The organism is Sphingomonas sanxanigenens DSM 19645 = NX02 (assembly GCF_000512205.2).
Lineage (GTDB): Bacteria > Pseudomonadota > Alphaproteobacteria > Sphingomonadales > Sphingomonadaceae > Sphingomonas_D > Sphingomonas_D sanxanigenens.
Genome location: NZ_CP006644.1, coordinates 2,639,776 through 2,655,359, shown reverse-complemented (window position 1 = coordinate 2,655,359; position 15,584 = coordinate 2,639,776). Strand labels below are relative to the sequence as shown.

Below are 15,584 nucleotides of genomic sequence, written 5' to 3'. Positions count from 1 at the left end.
TTTGCCTAGACTGGCGCCATGCCGAAGATCGATCTGGATGCCATCCCCGAAACCAACGCCAGCGGCTATCCCGCGCCCTATCGCGACGTGATCGAGCGGCGCTGGTATCGTCGGCTCGGCCCGCCCGGCGGGCTCGACGACTTCGGCGTCAGCCATGTGCGGCTCGAACCCGGCGCCTGGTCGTCGCAGCGCCACTGGCATGCGGAGGAGGACGAGTTCGTCGTGATCCTCTCGGGCGAGGCGATGCTGGTCGACGACCATGGCCGCACGCCGCTTAAGGCCGGCGACTGCGCGGCGTTCCCGAAGGGGGACGGCAATGCTCACACGCTGATCAACGAAAGTGCGTCCGACTGCGTGTTCATCGCCATCGGCCGGCCGGCGCTGAGCGATTGCCATTATCCGGATATCGATCTCCACATGTTCGCGGGGCTCGGCTTCCGCCGCAAGGATGGCAGCGCGATCTAACCGGACCGGGATCAGCCGGATATGGTCGGCCAGTGCGCGGCGACGAAGCGCGACGTCTCGGCCGCGAGTTCCAGATCCTCGGGTGTACCGCCCATGAAGCCGCCGTGCGGCATCGCCTCGAAGACATGAAGCTCCACCGGCACCGCCGCGCGCCGCAACAGGCGGTGCATGCGGACGGCGTTCGACAGGAACAGGTCTCGCGTGCCGCTCTGCAGGAAGGTCGGCGGAAATCCGCCGAAATCGCCGAACAGCGGCGACAGGTACGGATGCGCCAGATCCGCGCCGTTCGCATAGAGCAGGTTGTTCGCCATCAGCGAGCCCGGCAGCACGACGTCGACCAGACGGTTGACCTGGAAACTGTCGCCGGATTCGGTGAGATCGACCTCCGGCGAGAGCAGCACCAGAGCGGCGGGGAAGGGCAGCCCCTCCTCCCGTGCGCGCAGCAGCATCGCGACGGCGAGATTGCCGCCCGCGGACCGCCCGCCGATGACGATGTTCGCCGCGCCATAACGGTCAAGCAGATGGCGATAGGTTGCGAGGCAATCGTCGAGTGCCGCCGGAAAGGGATGTTCGGGCGGCATGCGATAGTCGACGCCATAGCAGGTCACGCGGTGCCGGTCGGCCTGTGCCTGCGCCGCGATGCGGCAGGCGTCGCCGCCGCCGCCCAGGACGAGCGCGCCGCCATGCAGATCGATATAGGCGCAGTCGGTGCGCAGCGGATCCTTCGGTGTGGCGACATGGACGGTCGCGCCGTCGATCTCGATCGTCGTGACGCTCGATTGCAACTGCCCGGCCAGCGCCGTCATGCCCGCGGCATATTGCGCATCGACCGCCGCCTTCAGCCGCATCCAGCCGTCATGATCGTCGGGTGAGGGCATTGCATGGAGGCTGTTCAGCGGCACGCCGTCGTCGCGTACCAGCCGCTGGAGGGCGGCACGCGCCTCCGTGCTGATCGAGGCGGGGAAGGGAATGATGCGCGGCTCCAGCCTCACGCCGGACGTGTCGTCGGTCATGATCAACTCTCGATGGGGGCCCGGCGCTCATGCCGTGGTGATCGGCATTGTTCGGGGCTCTGGGCTCGTTGCCATCCTATCCCACATCGGGCATCGACGGCGCAAGATATGCCCCGCATCGAAAGGGCCGGGAGGATGAGTCAGGCGAAATACGGACCGATCGCGCAGATCGGCATGGTTACCGACGATCTGGATGCCAGCATCGCCCGCTGGATCGCGACGATGGGCGTCGGCCCGTGGACGGTGTTCCGCAACGTGACGCTCAAGGGCCGGTTTCTCGGGCGCGATACCGAAGTGCGAATGGACGTCGGCCTTGCCTATCAGGGCGACACCCAGGTCGAACTGATCCACGTCACCAATGGCGCGGTCTCGCCCTATCTTGCCGCGGACGGGACGCCGCTGGCGGGCCTGCACCATCTCGCGTGGCTCACCGACGATCTCGACGCCACCGTGGCCGGTGCGGAGTTGGACGGGCTGCGCACCGTGTTCCGGGCGCACAGCCCCGGCACCCGCGTCGCCTATCTCGAGGCTCCCGGCGAAGCGGGCATCCTCTTCGAGTTCATCGAAAGCGGGCAGACCCGCCAGCTCATTGCGGACGGCATCGCCGCGACGCGCGGATGGGACGGCAGCAACCCTATCCATGTCATCGATTTCGCGCAGGCATGAGCCGCGCATGGCCATGAACGAGCATCCGGCAGCCGTCGCGATCCGTCATGCCGGGGCAGAGGGCCAGGCCGACCTCACCGGGATCAGCTGGAACCGATAAGGGCGTGATGCCCCCGGGATGGCCGGTATCGGCTCCGCGTATCGCGGCGCTTCGCAATCGGCATAGCCCCACCTGTGCAGCCGCACAGGACAGCCAATCCCTCGACCCGATCGATCGTTGGCCGGGCCCGGCCTAGCCTTCTCCCTGCCGTGTCAGACGCGGCAACCAGGAGGATCGAATCATGAAGCTGGACATTTTCGCGCAGCCTACAGGGACGGGCGCGGAGGAGCTGGTGCCGTCGCGCTACGCGCTGCGGGTCGGCGAGATCGACGTGCTGGTCGTCAGCGACGGTGTGCTGCCGCTGCCGACCGAAACATTGGCGACCAACGCCGATCCGGCGGTGCGCGCCGCATGGCTGGAAGACATGTTCCTGCCCCCCGAAGCGTTCGACTGGCCCTTGAACGTGCTGGTGGTGCGCAGCGGCGACCAGACCATTCTCGTCGATGCCGGTCTCGGCGGGCAGTTCCCGGGCTTCCCCCGTGCCGGGCAGTTCCCGCACCGGCTCGAAGCGGCAGGCATCGATCTCGGCTCAGTGACCGACGTTGTCATCACCCACATGCATATGGACCATGTCGGCGGGCTGCTCGTCGATGCGGTGAAGAGCCGGCTGCGACCGGACCTGCGCGTGCATGTCTGCGCCACCGAGGTCGATTTCTGGGCGACGCCCGATTTCTCGCACACCGCGATGCCGTCGCCGGTGCCGCCCGTGCTGCGCAAGACCGCGCAGCAGTTCGTGGAGGCCTATCGGGATCGCATCCAGACCTTCGAGCAGGACTTTGACGTGGCGCCGGGCGTCACCGTCTCGCGCACCGGCGGGCACACGCCGGGGCACAGCGTCGTCCGCCTTGCATCGGGCGGTGAGCGGCTGACCTTCGCCGGCGATGCGATCTTCCCGGTCGGCTTCGACCATCCGGACTGGTTCAACGGTTTCGAGCATGACCCCGAGGAGTCGGTCCGCGTCCGCGTCCGCCTGCTGAACGAGGCCGCGGCGACCGGTGAATTGCTGGTTGCGACGCACCTGCCGTTCCCCTCGGTCGGCCGTGTGGCGGTGGATGGCGATGCCTTCCGCTGGGTCGCCGGATTCTGGGATTTCTGAGGATATACCCAAGGCCCGGGGCGCGGGTCATTGCGCGCCCCGCGCCTCAGGCGTCCACCGCCGCGCGCAGCCGCGCCGCGTCGGATGCGGGCGGGACGCCGAACAGGCGGGAATAGTCTCGGCTGAACTGGGACGGGCTGCCATAGCCGACCTGGAAGCCTGCGCTGGCGGCGTCCATCGCCTCGCTCACCATCAGCCGCCGGGCCTCCTGCATCCGCAACTGGGTGCGGAATTCGATCGGGCTCATCGCGGTGATCGCCCTGAAATGCCGGTGGAAGGAGGATCTACTCATCCCCGCGATCTCGGCCGCCTCGTCGATGCGGCATGGATCGCGATACTGCGTGCGGATCCAGATGATCGCACGTGCAATCTGGCTCAACCGGCTGTCCGCCTGCGCCATATGTCGGATGATGCCGCCCTGCGGTCCGGTCAGCAGGCGATAAAGGATTTCGCGGATCGTGAGGGGCGCCAGCGCATCGATGTCGGCCGGCGTATCGAGCAGGCTGACGAGCCGGATGACCGCATCGAGCAGCGGCGGCGTCATCGCGTTGAGCGTCAGCCCCGCGGGCATAGCGGGCTCCTCGCCGGGATCGGCCGGGTGGCGGATGGCGAGTTCGCTGAGTGCAGCGATATCGAGGTCGAGCTGGAGGCTGAGATACGGTTCTGCGGGGCTCGCCTCGATCACCGAGCCCATCACCGGCAGGCCGACCGACGCGATCAGGAAGCGCGCCGGATCATAATCATAGGCGGTGGTGCCTAGCGCCGCGCGCTTGCGTCCCTGTGCGATGAAGCAGACCGTCGGCTCGTAGATCACCGGCATCGGCAAGGTCGGTGACGACCATCGGATGAGCGTGACGCCCGGCAGCGCGCAGCCGAACATGCCATCCTGCGGGGTGTGGCGGGCGATGGCGGCCGCGAATGTTTCCAGACCGGTCATGGCCCACAATGTAGCATCGCCGGTCCTGACGGAAAGGTCGGGCCGCAGCGGTTCGGACGATCGTGCAAGGATATCGGACAAGCGGTCTACCGTCGCCCGCGCGGCGCGGGGCAGGTGAGGAGCACCGGAAAACCAGTGCAGGAGCCTATCCGTGACCCAAGCGACATCCCTCGACCAGTATCGCCTGCTCGGACGATCGGGCCTTCGCGTTTCGCCGCTGGCCCTCGGCACCATGACCTTCGGAGAGGAATGGGGCTGGGGCGCCGATCCCGCCGAGGCCCGGCGCATCTTCGACGCCTATGCCGACCGCGGCGGCAATTTCATCGACACCGCCGTCAACTACACCAACGGCGCGTCCGAACGGATGGTGGGCGATCTGATCAAGGCCAAGCGTGACCGCTTCATCGTTTCCACCAAATTCACGATGGCGCGCGACCCGGCGAACATCAATTCGGGCGGCAACCACCGCTACAACCTCGTGCGATCGGTGGAGGCCAGCCTCCGCCAGCTCGATACCGACCGGATCGACCTGTTCTACCTCCACGCCTGGGATTTCACGACTAGTCCCGAGGAGGTGATGCGCGCGCTCGACGATCTCGTGCGCGACGGCAAGATCCTCTATCTCGGCATCTGCAACACGCCGGCGTGGCGGGTCTCGCAGATGCAGGCCATTGCCGATCTGCGCGGCTGGTCTCCCTTCGTCGCGCTCCAGATCGGCTACAGCCTCGTCGAGCGCACGGTGGAGCATGAGCTGATGCCGATGGCCGAGGCGATGGGGCTCGGCGTGCTGCCATGGTCCCCGCTGGGCGGCGGCATCCTCACCGGCAAATATAGCCGGGCCGACCTGTCGGACGAGAATGACGCCGATGTCTCGGCAACGCGCAGGGGCGTGATCGCCTCGTCCGGCCATCTCAACGAACATGCGCTCGCCATCGCCGACGTGGTGGGCGAGATTGCCGGGGAGATCGGCGCCTCGCGCTCGCAGGTCGCGCTGGCCTGGACATTGCAGAACGGCGCGGTGACCGCGCCGGTGATGGGCGCCCGGACATTGGCGCAGGCGGAGGACAATTTCGGCGCGCTGGGCGTGACCTTCTCGCAGGATCAGCTCGACCGGCTGGACCGCGCCAGCGCGCCGGCGCCGATCTTCCCGGAGAATTTCATCGGCCGGCCGATGGCGCAGCAACTGATCTTCGGCACGTCGAGCCTCGTCGGGCGGCGTTGAGATGATGATCGCAAGCATCACAAGGTTGGCGGCGGTGGCGCTTGCCGCCGCAGCACTTCCCGCCGCTGCACCCGTCGTCGCGGAAGCGCCATCGGTGCCGTCGGCGACAGCCGCGCGCAACAAGCAGATTGTCACTGCCGCCTTCGACCGCTGGGCGGCAAGCGGCAGCAACATCTTCGAGGAACTGCTCTCCGCCGACGTCGTGTGGACGATCGAGGGCTCCGGCCCCAGCGCAGGCCGCTTCGAAGGCCGGGAGGCCTTCGTTGCCCGCGCAGTGCGGCCGTTCGTCAGCCGCCTGTCGACGCCGGTGCGACCCGTCGCCAAACGGATCTGGGCGGACGGTGACCATGTCATCGCCAACTGGGAGGGTGAGGGCGTCGCGCGGGATGGGGCGCCCTACCGCAACAGCTATGTCTGGATCTTCCGCATGCGCGACGGCAAGGCGGTGGAGGTCACCGCATATCTCGATCTTGTGCCCTATGATGATGTGCTGCGGCGCGTTCCGGCCCCGGTCGGTCGACCATAGCGTTCGGGCGGCCGATGCGCGCTCGAAGCCGGCACGATGACACCGGCCGCCTGACTCGGGTGCCGGTGCAAAGCGCATCGGAGCGCCGCTCCGCTTATGCCGCGCGTCATCGCATCTTATGCCGCCGCCGGGTCTCAAGCGCCGGGACATGCGGTATCGGCGCGGCATGAGTATGATGATGACCGGCACGATCGTGCGGATCCGTGTTTCGCAGGCAGGGGGAGGCGGGCAGGGGCTGTCCGGCGCGCCCGCGGATATCGGTCGCGCGCAAGAGCGCGGGGCGTGAGCATCGCCGCTCCGCACCTCCGCTATGCGCGAAGCAATATCGCGCGGCTGGCGATCGCGCAGGCGCTGGCGGGCGCCAATTCAGTCGTCCTCTTCGCGACCGGCGCCATCCTCGGGCATGAGCTGGCGCCGAGCCCGGCGCTGGCGACATTGCCGATCTCCATCTTCGTCGTGGGCATGGCGGCGTTCATCCTGCCGGCCGGCGCCGTCGCACGGCGGCATGGGCGGCGAACCGCGTTCCTGCTGGGCACCGTCTGCGGCGTGCTGGTGGGATTGCTTTCCATGCTGGCGGTGATGCTGGGGTCGTTCTGGCTGCTCTGCCTTGGTGCCTTCTTCGGCGGTGCCTATGCGGCGGTCGTCCAGTCCTTCCGCTTCGCGGCAGCCGATTGCGTCGAGCCCGACCGCCGCCCGCAGGCGCTGTCGATCGTGATGGCGGGCGGGGTCGTCGCCGGCGTCCTCGGCCCCCAGCTCGTCACGCTGACGATGGACCTTTGGCCTGCACACATGTTCGCCGCGACCTTCATCGCCCAGTCGATCGTCGCGCTGCTGTCCGCCGCGGTGCTGGCCGGCGTCCGCCTGCCGTTGCCGACCGCGGAGGAGATTGCGGGCGGCAGGCCGATCGCGGCGATCGTCCGGCAACCCGGCTTTGCCGTCGCGGTGATGTGCGGCGCGGTCTCCTACATGGTGATGAATTTCCTGATGACGGCGGCGCCGCTGGCGATGCGGCTGTGCGGGCATAGCCAGGCAAGCTCCAACCTCGGCCTGCAATGGCACATCATCGCGATGTATGGCCCCAGCTTCTTCACCGGCCGGCTCATCACCCGCTTCGGCGCGGCACGTGTTGCCATCGTTGGATTCGCGCTGATCGGCATGGCCGTGGTCGCCGGCCTGCGCGGCATTGCGGTGGCGGATTTCTGGCTCACGCTCATCCTGCTGGGGATCGGCTGGAACTTCAGCTTCGTCGGTGCCTCGACGATGGTGCTCGACTGCCATCGGCCCGAAGAAAAGGCGCAGGTGCAGTCGCTCAACGACTTCATCATCTTCGGGCTGATGGCGGTGGGGTCCTTCACCTCCGGCGAACTGCTCACCCTCTACGGGTGGGATATGGTACTGTGGGTATCGACCGGGCCGCTGGCGATGGTGGTGCTGGCGTTGATCGTCGTTGCGTTGCGTCCCGCCCCGCTCGCCCGTCCCGCGCCTTGAGGCGCGGCGATGCATGCAGGCACGCCATAACCGCTTGGCATCCGCGCCTGCGCGCCGCTAAGGCCGGCGCATCATGACCGAACTCGCCAAGACCTTCGACCCCGCCGCCATCGAGGCGCGCTGGTATGCGCATTGGGAACAGGAAGGGCGTTTCCGCCCCGATCGGCCGGAGGCGCAGCCGTTTACCATCGTCAACCCGCCGCCCAATGTGACGGGCAGCCTGCACATCGGCCATGCGCTGGACAACACGCTGCAGGATATCCTCGTCCGCCATGCCCGCCTGCAGGGCAAGGATGCGCTGTGGGTGGTCGGCACCGACCATGCTGGCATCGCGACGCAGATGGTTGTCGAGCGGCAGATGGCCGAACGGCAGCAGAAGCGCACCGACTTCACCCGCGAGGAGTTCGTCGCGAAGGTGTGGGCATGGAAGGAAGAGAGCGGCGGCACGATCACCCGCCAGCTCCGCCGGCTCGGCTGCTCGATGGACTGGGCGAACGAGCGCTTCACGATGGACGAGGGCTTCAGCCGCGCCGTCATCAAGGTGTTCGTCGATCTCCACGCGCAGGGCCTGCTCTATCGCGACAAGCGCCTCGTCAACTGGGATCCCGGCCTCAAGACCGCGATTTCGGATCTCGAGGTCGAGACCAAGGAAATCGCCAGCAAGTTCTGGCATTTCCGCTATCCGCTGGAGGATGGCAGCGGCTTCATCTCGGTCGCGACGACGCGGCCGGAAACGATGCTCGCCGACATGGCGGTCGCGGTGAATGCAGAGGATGTGCGATATACTGCACTCGTCGGCAAGAAGGTCCGCCTGCCGATCACCGGCCGGCTGATCCCGATCGTCACCGACGAGCATGCCGATCCCGAACTGGGCTCGGGCGCGGTCAAGATCACGCCGGGGCATGACTTCAACGACTTCGAGGTCGGCCGTCGCGCGGGCATCAAGCCCGCGGACATGCTCAACATGCTCGATGCCGAGGCGCGCGTCATCCAGACCGCCGACGGGCTGATCCCCGCCGACCTGCTCGGGCTCGACCGGTTCGAGGCGCGCAAGCGCGTGATCGCATTGATCGAGGCCGAGGGACTGCTGGAGAAGGTGGAGGATCGCACGATCCAGACGCCTTATGGCGACCGCTCCAACGTCGTCATCGAACCGTGGCTGACCGATCAATGGTATGTCGACGCCAAGACGCTCGCCGGCCCCGCGCTGGACGCGGTGCGCAACGGCGACATCCGGGTCGTGCCCGAGACCTGGAAGAAGACCTGGTACAACTGGCTGGAGAATATCCAGCCTTGGTGCGTCAGCCGCCAGCTCTGGTGGGGCCACCAGATCCCCGCCTGGTATGGGCCCGCACGTGATGACGAAGAGACTGACGAAAACGCCGTCCGCCCGATCGCGTTTGTTGCGATCAATGAGGCGGATTTGCTCAGGCAGGCACGAGAGTATTATGGTGAGGGCAAGGATTTCCTCGTTTACCGTGGTACTCCGCACTTTACTTCGGATGCGCCCTCTTTCGATAGGCTGTCGAAGATCGAACTTGTGCGCGATGACGACGTGCTCGACACTTGGTTCTCCTCCGCGCTGTGGCCGTTCGGCACGCTCGGCTGGCCGGACCAGACGACCGCGCTCGGCCGGCATTATCCCAACGATGTGCTGATCTCCGGCTTCGACATCCTGTTCTTCTGGGATGCGCGGATGGCGATGCAAGGCTTGCACTTCATGAAAGAAGTGCCCTGGAAGACATTGTATCTGCACGGTCTTGTCCGCGCAGCGGACGGTTCCAAGATGTCCAAGTCGAAGGGCAACACCGTCGATCCGCTGGGGCTGGTCGACCGCTTCGGCGCGGACGCGCTGCGCTTCACGCTCGCCGCGATGGAGAGCCAGGGCCGTGACATCAAGCTCGATGAGAAGCGCGTCGAGGGCTATCGCAACTTCGCGACCAAGCTGTGGAACGCGTCGCGCTTCTGCCAGGCCAACGGCATCGGCGCCTCGGCGACGATCGAGCCGCCGGCGGCCGCGCGCGCGGTCAACCGCTGGATCCTCGCGGAGACGGTGGCAACGGTGCAGAAGCTCGATCTGGCGCTGGCCGACCTGCGCTTCGACGAGAGCGCCAACACCATCTACCAGTTCGTCTGGGCGACCTTCTGCGACTGGTATCTGGAGCTGATCAAGGGCCAGATCGACGACGAGACCAAGGCCGTCGCCGGCTGGGTGCTCGACCAGATCCTGGTGATGCTCCACCCGTTCATGCCGTTCATCACCGAGGAACTCTGGCACGCGATGGGCGACCGTCCCTACGACCTGATCCTCGCCAAATGGCCGATGGCCGATGCGCGCGCGATCGACCCGGGCGCGCGGGCCGAGATCGACTGGCTGATCCGGCTGGTGACCGAGGTGCGCGCGGCGCGTTCGGAACTCAATGTGCCGCCGGGCGCGAAGCTCGCGGCGCATGTGCAAGATAGTGCACAACTCACCAGCGAGCGGCTGGAACGGTCGCTGCCGATGCTCCAGCGCATGGCGCGGCTCGACAGCGTCTCGGCCGATCCGCCGCCCGGCGGCGGTGCCGCGCAGATCGTCGTCGACGAGGCGACCTACGTATTGCCGCTGGAAGGGGTGATCGACGTGGGCGCCGAGCGCACCCGCCTCGCCAAGGCGCTGGCCGCGGCGCAGAAGGAGCGCGACGGGCTCGCCGGTCGTCTCAACAACCCCGCGTTCGCCGAGAAGGCGAAGCCGGAAGCGGTCGCCAAGGCGCGCGAGGATCATGCCGCCAAGACCGCCGAGGCCGAACGGCTGGGCGCCGCGCTGGCGCGGCTCGGCTGATGGACGGCGGGGGCGAAGCAGGTAGCGCGCCCCCGTCATCCGCGCGTGACCTGACGTCGGGGCCGATCAACAGCACCCTGCTGTTGTTCGCGCTGCCGACCTTGGGCTCGTCGATCCTCCAGTCGCTCAACGGCTCGATCAATGCGATCTGGGTCGGGCAGTTTCTCGGCGAGACCGCGCTAGCGGCGACGACCAACGCCAATCTCGTCATGTTCCTGATGTTCTCTGCGGTGTTCGGCTTCGGCATGGCCGCCGCGATCCTGATCGGCCAGGCGGTCGGCCGGCGGGACGTCGATGGTGTCCGCCGCGTGTTCGGCACGACGATGGGGCTGTTCGGTGCCGCTTCTCTGCTGATCGGCTTTGTCGGCTGGACGTCCGCGCCCGCGCTGCTGCGGCTGCTCGCGACGCCCGACGACGTATTCCCGATGGCGCTCGCCTATCTGCGCGTGATCTTCCTCGGCATGCCGCCGATGCTGGTCAGCGTGCTGCTGACGATGTGCCTGCGCGGCGTCGGCGATGCGATCACGCCACTGTGGGCGATTGCCGCCTCGGTGGTGATCGACGTGGCACTCAACCCTGTGTTCATCCTGGGGCTCGGCCCGGCGCCGCAGCTCGGCATCGCCGGCAGCGCGGTCGCGACGCTGGTCGCCAACATCGTCAGCCTGATCGGCGTGGTCTATGTGATCTACGCCCGTGATCGCATGATCCGGCTGCGCGGCAGCGAACTGCGCTATCTGCTCCCCGATCGCGCCTTGCTCGGTGCGATCTTCGCGAAGGGCTTCGCCATCGGCGTGCAGATGCTGGTTTTCGCTTCATCCGGCCTCGCGCTGATCGGGCTGGTCAACCGCGAGGGCAGCGCGATGACCGCGGCCTATGGCGCGGCCAGCCAGTTGTGGACCTATATCCAGATGCCGGCGATGTCGGTGGGTGCGGCGGTGAGCGCGATGGCGGCGCAGAATATCGGCGCCGATCGCTGGGATCGCGTGCGCCTGATCGCGCGTGGCGGCATCATGCTCAACCTCGCGCTGACGGGCGCCTTGATCGCGATCGTCTGGTTCATCGATCGTCATGTGCTGTGGCTGTTCCTCGGCACCGACGGCGCCACGATCGCGCTGGCGAGCCACATCAACCGCATGGTGGTGTGGAGCTTCACGCTGATGGGCATCTCGATGGTGCTGAGCGCCACGGTGCGCGCCAATGGTGCGGTGATCGCGCCGCTGATCATCTTCGGCATCGCCACCTTGCCGGTCCGCTTCGGTGTCGCCTGGGGACTGCGACCGGTGTTCGGCACCGATGGTCTGTGGGTGGGCATGTGGGTCGGCTCGATCGCCGCCGCGGGCGTGATGGCGGCCTATTATCGCTGGGGCGGCTGGCGCGAGACGCGGATGCTGCCGCCCCCGAGCCGTATCGAAGTGGAGGAGGAGGCGATGGCCTGCTCCGAACCGGCGGGCAAGATCGCGCCGGTCGGTTAGGCTCCCCGCAAGTCAGGCGTCCGCCGGCGCCACCACCTCGATCACGCCCTTGGCCACCTTCGCCATTACCGGCGTATGCGCCAGCACCTCGCCGTCGATCGAGATCGGCAACGGCGGGTCGGTCGTGATGCGCATCGCGGTGCCGCGGAATTCGCGATAGGTTTTCTTGCGGGCGCGCATCTTCACCACGCTGGTGAACCAGCTCCACGCCAGGGTGCTGCTCTTGGTGCCGACCACCGCCTGCACGATGATCTCGCCGCTGTCGAGTTCGGCATCCTCCACCAGTTCGGTGCCGCCATGGTAGCGGCCGTTGGCGATGCGGACTTCCAACGCGTCGATCGTCTCGGCATCCGGGCCGTCGCCGACCGTCAACTTGAAGGGGCGGAAGCGCGTCATCTGATAGGTTGCCCACATCAGATAGCCGACGCGGCCGAGCGCGCGCTTCAGCTTGTGCGGCACCGTCTCGGCGATCAGCGGCGACACGCCGATCGCGGCGCAATTGGCGTAATAGTCATCGTCGATCATGCCGAGATCGATGCGGCGGCGGCGGCCGTTGGCGATCACATCGATCGCGCTGTCGACGTCGAGCGGGATGCCGAGCCCGCGCGCGAAGCTGTTGGCCGTGCCCAGCGGCAGCAACGCGAACACGCAATCCTTGCCGACGAAATAGTCCACCGAGCTGGAAAGCGACCCGTCTCCACCCCCCACGATCACCATCGGCGCACCCGAATTTACCGCTTCTTCGATCGTCGGCTGCAGCTTCGACGGTTTGCGGACGGGATAGGCCTTGATCACCTCGATCCCGGACTCGCGGAGCCGCACGACGGCGTGGCGGAACATCTCGCGGCCCTTGCGCGACTTGGCGTTGACGACAAGGATCGCGCGCTTGGGCACCGGGCTGGGTTGGTTCATGCCGCCGACAACGCACGAAATGCTTCGTGGTCGCAACGAAATCTCGTGGGCGGTGCTACAGCGTTGCGCGCGCCTTGAACGCGTCCGCCAGGGCGGCGCGCATCGGCTTCGGGCGGAAGTCCTCGTCATAGAGGCCGGGCCGCTTGCGCAGCCCGTCGGCGCGCGGGGTGAGGCCCTGATGCCAGCTATAGGCGTCGGCCATCCCCCAGACGATGACATCCTTGAGCTGGGGATAGGCGAAGCACGCGTCGAGGAAGGCGCGCATGTAGCGCGCCGTTTCGCGGTCGCGGGTTTCGATGTCGGCGGGCAGGCGCTTGTCGCTGACGTCCAGCTCGGTGATCAGCAGATTATAGCCCATCGCCGTCACGCGATCGAGGAAGTCGCGCCAGGCGTGCTCGTCATGCAGGCCGAAGGCGCTGCCCTTGTCCGGGTCATGGTCGCCGATATGCGCCTGGATGCCCAGCGCATCGACCGGCACGTTGCGCTTGCGGAACCCCTCCAGCAGGTCGAGCACCTTGGCGCGGTGCAGTTCGCCGCCCGGCTCCCACAGCATATAGTCGTTGTAGACCAGCTCGGCATGCGGCGCCGCGCGGCGCGCGGCGTGGAAGGCGATGTCCATCAGTTGCTGCGCGCCGACCGGCCGCGACAGCGCGGTCTCGCGCAGCAGCCCGGTCTTATGGTCGATCGCCTCGTTGACGACGTCATAGCTGGCGATCCGCTGGCCATAGCGGGTGCAGACGCGATCGACATGCTCGACCATCAGCCGTTCCGCCTCGCTGGCGGGACGCTGGCCATAATCATGCGCGTCCCACCATTTCGGCGCATAGTCCGGGTGGTTCCACAGCAAGGTGTGGCCGCGGAATGCCATGCCGTTGCGCTCGGCGAAGGCGATCAGCTGGTCGGCGCCGGAAAAATCCCAGGCGTCGGGCCCGTTGCGGCGGATCACCGACCATTTCATCTCATTCTCGGGCGTCAGGATGCCGCATTCGGCGGCCATCACCGCACGATAGCGCGCATCGCCGAAACCGCGCGGCGCGTTCCTGCTGCCGATGCCCATCGCCGAGCCGAAGCGCATGCCGGCGGCGACCGCGAGCGCGTCCAGCGGCAGCCCCGGCGTCGGCGCGACCGCGGCCTCGTCCTGCGCGAAGGCGGGCAGGGCGCCGGCGGCGAGCACCGCGCCGGCGCCCAACATCGCCTCGCGGCGGCGGATCCGGATCATGGCCGCGCCTCCGTCACCTCGACGCGGAACCAGTCGGCATCGATCCAGCCGCGCTTGCCCGCCTTCGCATGGGTAAAGCTGAACAGCGCCGGGCGCGATCCCTTCCACCAGGAGAATTTGGCCAGCGGGATCGGATCGCCGAGCGGCACGAAGCGGCGGCCGCCATCGAGGCTGTAGCTGTAGCGCACCTGCTGCCCGGTGCCGACTTCGGCACGCAATTCGATCGTCTTGCCCGGCAGCGCCACGGCGGGGGTCTCGATACCTTCCGACGCCAGGGTCACGCGCCGCTTGCCGCCGGCCTGCACCACGCCGATCCAGCTCGGCTTCACCCCGAACAGCGCGAGCCCGCCGCGCTGGCCGTCACGCATCGCCGACACGTCGATCCGCGCCGTGACACGCATGTTCGGCCCCTGCAGCATCTGCGTGAGCGTGTTGCGCGTGGTGACGAGATGTTCGGCATGGCCGGCCTTCAGCCGCAGATAGCCCGGCCGTTCGGCAAGGCTCCACGCGGCGTTGTCGGGATTGTGGTTCCACGCCCATTGCAGCCCGAGCGTGCGGTCGGCGAATTCGTCGCCATCCTGGATGCGAACGGGGTCGGCGGTCGCCGGCATCGGCCCAGAGGCGACCGGCACGCCCGCGGTTTCGCCCGCCGCCGCTTCGCCGACGATCGGCCAGCCGTCCGCGCTCCAGCGCACCGGTTGCAGATGCACGATGCGGCCGAAGGCGCCCGTCGAGTTGAAATGGACGAACCAGCCCTGGCCGTCCGGTGTCTCCACCCAGCCGCCCTGATGCGGCCCGGCGAGGTTCAGCGGGCCGCCGGGCTTGAGCACGACGCGATGCTCGTAGGGCCCCTGGATCGACCGCGCGCGCATCACCGCCTGCGGCCCGGTCGAGACGCCGCCGATCGGCGCCCAGATATAATACCAGCCGTCGCGCTTGTAGACCTTGGGGCCTTCGAGCACCGGCAGCGCGGCCTTGTCCTCGACGATGGTCATGCCGGCATCGAGCACGGTCTTGCCGTCCGGGCTCATCCTGTGGAGGATGAGCGGCCCCGCGCCGACGCGTGAATGGACCAGCCATGCGGTGCCGTCCTCATCCCAGAAGGGGCAGGGGTCTTCGAGCCCGGCCGCTGCGATCACCTGCACCGGCGCGGTCCACGGGCCGGCGGGGTCGGTTGCGCTCGCCATGAACACGCCCTCGTCCGGCGTCGCCCAATAGACGTAGAAGCGGCCGTCATGGTGGCGGATCGAGGGCGCCCATACGCCGCTGGCATATTTGGTGCCGCCGATCGGCTTGGAGATGCTGTCGTCGAGGGTGTGTGGCCCCGGCATGTCGTAGAGCGGGCCGAAGGGCAGGCGCGGCAGCACATGGCCGATGATCCGCCAGTGCACGAGGTCACGCGAATGCAGCACGGGGATGCCCGGCGAGAGGTGGAAGCTCGACGAGACGAGATAATAATCCGCGCCGACGCGGATCACGTCCGGATCCGAATAGTCGGCGAACAGGATCGGGTTGGCGTAGCGCGCGCCAGCGGCGGCGGGCGGCTCGGCGGGTGCCATGGTAGCGATCACGGCCAGTGCGGTGGCGAACAAGATGGTGCGCATCGCTCGAAAATCCCCTCTTGCGTTGTGCCCACGAACCGGGTCG

13 protein-coding genes are annotated in these 15,584 nt (G+C 67.5%); 8 read left to right on the top strand and 5 right to left on the bottom strand.

The features are described from left to right. Positions 1 to 18 precede the first annotated feature (18 nt). The gene (locus NX02_RS12215) at positions 19 to 465 is read left to right on the top strand and encodes a cupin domain-containing protein (protein ID WP_025292476.1); all 447 of its coding nucleotides are present in this window, start codon (positions 19 to 21) and stop codon (positions 463 to 465) included. Positions 466 to 476: 11 nt separating this feature from the next. Here NX02_RS12215 and NX02_RS12210 read toward each other — a convergent pair whose 3' ends face one another. Beyond that, positions 477 to 1,478 carry an alpha/beta hydrolase gene (locus NX02_RS12210; protein WP_025292475.1) on the bottom strand — a complete coding sequence of 334 codons (1,002 nt, stop codon included), beginning with the start codon at positions 1,476 to 1,478 and terminating at the stop codon, positions 477 to 479. A 135-nt stretch (positions 1,479 to 1,613) separates the two neighbouring features. Between NX02_RS12210 and NX02_RS12205 the strand changes: the two genes are divergently transcribed. Both NX02_RS12205 and NX02_RS12200 read left to right on the top strand, forming a co-directional pair. Next, entirely contained in the window at positions 1,614 to 2,144 is a 531-nt protein-coding gene (locus NX02_RS12205) for a VOC family protein (RefSeq protein ID WP_025292474.1), read from the top strand. Positions 2,145 to 2,425: 281 nt separating this feature from the next. After that, positions 2,426 to 3,340 carry an MBL fold metallo-hydrolase gene (locus NX02_RS12200; RefSeq protein ID WP_025292473.1) on the top strand — a complete coding sequence of 305 codons (915 nt, stop codon included), beginning with the start codon at positions 2,426 to 2,428 and terminating at the stop codon, positions 3,338 to 3,340. Between the two features lie 46 nt (positions 3,341 to 3,386). Here the strand turns inward: NX02_RS12200 and NX02_RS12195 are convergent, their stop codons facing one another. Next, positions 3,387 to 4,277 carry an AraC family transcriptional regulator gene (locus NX02_RS12195; protein ID WP_025292472.1) on the bottom strand — a complete coding sequence of 297 codons (891 nt, stop codon included), beginning with the start codon at positions 4,275 to 4,277 and terminating at the stop codon, positions 3,387 to 3,389. A gap of 151 nt (positions 4,278 to 4,428) precedes the next feature. Here NX02_RS12195 and NX02_RS12190 point away from each other — a divergent pair, with 151 nt between their 5' ends. The 5 genes from NX02_RS12190 (at position 4,429) to NX02_RS12170 (ending at position 11,806) form a co-directional block, all read left to right on the top strand. Further along, positions 4,429 to 5,499, top strand: coding sequence for an aldo/keto reductase (locus NX02_RS12190; protein ID WP_025292471.1), 1,071 nt, complete (start codon positions 4,429 to 4,431; stop codon positions 5,497 to 5,499). A gap of 1 nt (position 5,500) precedes the next feature. Then, entirely contained in the window at positions 5,501 to 6,025 is a 525-nt protein-coding gene (locus NX02_RS12185) for a nuclear transport factor 2 family protein (RefSeq protein WP_025292470.1), read from the top strand. Positions 6,026 to 6,307: 282 nt separating this feature from the next. Next, complete coding sequence (locus NX02_RS12180) at positions 6,308 to 7,513, top strand: MFS transporter (RefSeq protein WP_025292469.1); 1,206 nt, start codon at positions 6,308 to 6,310, stop codon at positions 7,511 to 7,513. Positions 7,514 to 7,586: 73 nt separating this feature from the next. Beyond that, the gene (locus NX02_RS12175) at positions 7,587 to 10,334 is read left to right on the top strand and encodes a valine--tRNA ligase (protein WP_025292468.1); all 2,748 of its coding nucleotides are present in this window, start codon (positions 7,587 to 7,589) and stop codon (positions 10,332 to 10,334) included. Then, on the top strand, positions 10,334 to 11,806 hold the full coding sequence (locus NX02_RS12170) for an MATE family efflux transporter (RefSeq protein ID WP_025292467.1): 1,473 nt from the start codon (positions 10,334 to 10,336) through the stop codon (positions 11,804 to 11,806). Before NX02_RS12175 ends, NX02_RS12170 begins: the two co-directional genes overlap by 1 nt. 12 nt (positions 11,807 to 11,818) lie before the next feature. Here NX02_RS12170 and NX02_RS12165 read toward each other — a convergent pair whose 3' ends face one another. The 3 genes from NX02_RS12165 to NX02_RS12155 are packed head-to-tail and all read right to left on the bottom strand — an operon-like array spanning position 11,819 to position 15,541. Then, positions 11,819 to 12,718 carry a diacylglycerol/lipid kinase family protein gene (locus tag NX02_RS12165; RefSeq protein WP_025292466.1) on the bottom strand — a complete coding sequence of 300 codons (900 nt, stop codon included), beginning with the start codon at positions 12,716 to 12,718 and terminating at the stop codon, positions 11,819 to 11,821. Between the two features lie 55 nt (positions 12,719 to 12,773). Continuing rightward, on the bottom strand, positions 12,774 to 13,937 hold the full coding sequence (locus tag NX02_RS12160) for an endo-1,4-beta-xylanase (protein WP_025292465.1): 1,164 nt from the start codon (positions 13,935 to 13,937) through the stop codon (positions 12,774 to 12,776). After that, entirely contained in the window at positions 13,934 to 15,541 is a 1,608-nt protein-coding gene (locus tag NX02_RS12155; RefSeq protein ID WP_025292464.1) for a glycoside hydrolase family 43 protein, read from the bottom strand. The genes NX02_RS12160 and NX02_RS12155 overlap by 4 nt, the downstream gene beginning before the upstream one ends. Positions 15,542 to 15,584: the final 43 nt, after the last annotated feature.

Bases quoted from the DNA above. Each gene is read 5' to 3' on its own strand.
- NX02_RS12170 (WP_025292467.1), top strand. From the start codon at position 10,334: ATGGACGGCGGGGGCGAAGCAGGTAGCGCGCCCCCGTCATCCGCGCGT.
- NX02_RS12165 (WP_025292466.1), bottom strand. From the start codon at position 12,718: ATGAACCAACCCAGCCCGGTGCCCAAGCGCGCGATCCTTGTCGTCAAC.
- NX02_RS12175 (WP_025292468.1), top strand. From the start codon at position 7,587: ATGACCGAACTCGCCAAGACCTTCGACCCCGCCGCCATCGAGGCGCGC.
- NX02_RS12160 (WP_025292465.1), bottom strand. From the start codon at position 13,937: ATGATCCGGATCCGCCGCCGCGAGGCGATGTTGGGCGCCGGCGCGGTG.
- NX02_RS12205 (WP_025292474.1), top strand. From the start codon at position 1,614: ATGAGTCAGGCGAAATACGGACCGATCGCGCAGATCGGCATGGTTACC.
- NX02_RS12215 (WP_025292476.1), top strand. From the start codon at position 19: ATGCCGAAGATCGATCTGGATGCCATCCCCGAAACCAACGCCAGCGGC.
- NX02_RS12155 (WP_025292464.1), bottom strand. From the start codon at position 15,541: ATGCGCACCATCTTGTTCGCCACCGCACTGGCCGTGATCGCTACCATG.
- NX02_RS12200 (WP_025292473.1), top strand. From the start codon at position 2,426: ATGAAGCTGGACATTTTCGCGCAGCCTACAGGGACGGGCGCGGAGGAG.
- NX02_RS12210 (WP_025292475.1), bottom strand. From the start codon at position 1,478: ATGACCGACGACACGTCCGGCGTGAGGCTGGAGCCGCGCATCATTCCC.
- NX02_RS12195 (WP_025292472.1), bottom strand. From the start codon at position 4,277: ATGACCGGTCTGGAAACATTCGCGGCCGCCATCGCCCGCCACACCCCG.
- NX02_RS12185 (WP_025292470.1), top strand. From the start codon at position 5,501: ATGATGATCGCAAGCATCACAAGGTTGGCGGCGGTGGCGCTTGCCGCC.